The sequence below is a fragment of the Robiginitalea myxolifaciens genome, assembly GCF_900115205.1.
In the GTDB taxonomy this organism is placed as follows: domain Bacteria; phylum Bacteroidota; class Bacteroidia; order Flavobacteriales; family Flavobacteriaceae; genus Robiginitalea; species Robiginitalea myxolifaciens.
Genome location: NZ_FOYQ01000003.1, coordinates 1 through 2500, shown reverse-complemented (window position 1 = coordinate 2500; position 2500 = coordinate 1). Strand labels below are relative to the sequence as shown.

Annotated in this window: 2 tRNA genes and 2 rRNA genes (1 of these 4 cut by a window edge); all 4 read right to left on the bottom strand. The window is 49.0% G+C overall.

Annotated elements, in window-relative coordinates:
• A 23S ribosomal RNA gene (locus tag BM318_RS14280) occupies positions 1-125 on the bottom strand; it reaches 2723 nt to the left of the window's first position.
• Positions 126-359: 234 nt separating this feature from the next.
• Positions 360-433: transfer RNA gene (locus BM318_RS14275), tRNA-Ala, on the bottom strand.
• A 122-nt stretch (positions 434-555) separates the two neighbouring features.
• Positions 556-629 (bottom strand) — tRNA-Ile (locus tag BM318_RS14270).
• A gap of 168 nt (positions 630-797) precedes the next feature.
• A 16S ribosomal RNA gene (locus BM318_RS14265) occupies positions 798-2321 on the bottom strand.
• The 16S and 23S rRNA genes sit together here with 2 tRNA genes alongside, the layout of an rRNA operon.
• Positions 2322-2500: the final 179 nt, after the last annotated feature.

Genomic DNA, 2500 nt, shown 5'->3' with positions numbered 1-2500 from the left:
GCCCCATTCGGATATCTGCGGATCAAAAATTATGTGCATCTCCCCGCAGCTTTTCGCAGCTTATCACGTCCTTCTTCGCCTCTGGGAGCCTAGGCATCCCCCATACGCCCTTACTTAACTTGTCGCCTTCACTTTTGTATTCTTAGCTCTAATAAGTAATTGTATCTATTTTAAAATTACAATGTGTAGATAAATCTACACACGTACTCTCTTCTACTTTAGATTCGTGTTTCTCGAAGTCGATCAATCAAGTATCCCCTAAAGAATACCCAATTGTCTTTCTTCTTATTCTCAATATGTCAATGAACGTTACGGCGAGTCGCCGCAGACATTAAATGTCTTAAACAACTCTAACCTTGTGGAGAATACCGGAGTCGAACCGGTGACCTCCTGAATGCAAATCAGGCGCTCTAGCCAGCTGAGCTAATTCCCCTTGTCTTAAAAACTCCGTCGGTCTTCTAACAGCAACCCCATGGGCTACCTACCGTGGCAGTTTACAAAAGGCCGCTCAACCTCCAGAATTTCCAATAATTCAGTTTCAAAGAACTTCAACAGTAGTCTCAGGCAGACTCGAACTGCCGACCTCTACATTATCAGTGTAGCGCTCTAACCAGCTGAGCTATGAGACTGCATCATTTTAAATAACATACAGTACAAACAACATCACATTCCCTGTGATGGTAATACTAAAAAAACCTGGCCCGGTCGAGAAGTACTCCTTCTCTTACTTAAGTCTTGCCTTTCTTGGGTGGCTTACAGAACTTATCTAAATAAATCCTCTATGCACATATCTCTAGAAAGGAGGTGTTCCAGCCGCACCTTCCGGTACGGCTACCTTGTTACGACTTAGCCCTAGTTACCGATCTTGCCCTAGGCCGCTCCTTGCGGTGACGGACTTCAGGCACTCCCGGCTTCCATGGCTTGACGGGCGGTGTGTACAAGGCCCGGGAACGTATTCACCGGATCATGGCTGATATCCGATTACTAGCGATTCCAGCTTCACGAGGTCGGGTTGCAGACCTCGATCCGAACTGTGACCGGTTTTATAGATTCGCTCCTACTTGCGTAGTGGCTGCTCATTGTACCGGCCATTGTAGCACGTGTGTAGCCCAGGACGTAAGGGCCGTGATGATTTGACGTCATCCCCACCTTCCTCACGGTTTGCACCGGCAGTTCCGTTAGAGTCCCCATCTTGACATGCTGGCAACTAACGGTAGGGGTTGCGCTCGTTATAGGACTTAACCTGACACCTCACGGCACGAGCTGACGACAACCATGCAGCACCTTGAAGAGTGTCCGAAGAAAAGCCTATCTCTAAGCCTGTCACTCCCCATTTAAGCCCTGGTAAGGTTCCTCGCGTATCATCGAATTAAACCACATGCTCCACCGCTTGTGCGGGCCCCCGTCAATTCCTTTGAGTTTCATCGTTGCCGACGTACTCCCCAGGTGGGACACTTATCACTTTCGCTTGGCCACCGAGCTAATGCCCGACAGCTAGTGTCCATCGTTTACGGCGTGGACTACCGGGGTATCTAATCCCGTTCGCTCCCCACGCTTTCGTCCATCAGCGTCAGTATACAGTTAGTGACCTGCCTTCGCAATCGGTGTTCTATGTGATCTCTATGCATTTCACCGCTACACCACATATTCCAGCCACTTCACTGTAACTCAAGACCAGCAGTATCAAAGGCAATTTTACGGTTGAGCCGCAAACTTTCACCTCTGACTTACTGACCCGCCTGCGGACCCTTTAAACCCAATGATTCCGGATAACGCTCGGACCCTCCGTATTACCGCGGCTGCTGGCACGGAGTTAGCCGGTCCTTATTCTTACGGTACCGTCATCAGGGCACACGTGCCCCTTATTCTTCCCGTATAAAAGCAGTTTACAACCCGTAGGGCCGTCTTCCTGCACGCGGCATGGCTGGATCAGTCTCTCGACCATTGTCCAATATTCCTCACTGCTGCCTCCCGTAGGAGTCTGGTCCGTGTCTCAGTACCAGTGTGGGGGATCCCCCTCTCAGGGCCCCTACCTATCGTAGCCATGGTGAGCCGTTACCTCACCATCTAGCTAATAGGACGCATAGCCATCTTTTGCCGATGAATCTCTAATTATCAATCGATGCCAATCGATAATACTACGGGGTATTAATCCGAATTTCTCCGGGCTATCCCCCTGCAAAAGGTAGGTTCTATACGCGTTACGCACCCGTGCGCCACTCGTCATCAGAAAAGCAAGCTTTTCTATGTTACCGTTCGACTTGCATGTGTTAGGCCTGCCGCTAGCGTTCATCCTGAGCCAGGATCAAACTCTTCATCGTAGATTCTTAAATTTGGTGAGATCATAAAAGATTATTTAAAATCCTCTTGCCACCAGCAAAACCCCCGATCAAAAGCCCTCCCAACTCGGTCCAGGTTTTTTTAATATTTCCTTGACGGATGTTGTTTGTACTTACCAAGTTATAGCTCCCCCCGGCTAGGAAGGGATCTACACTTAATG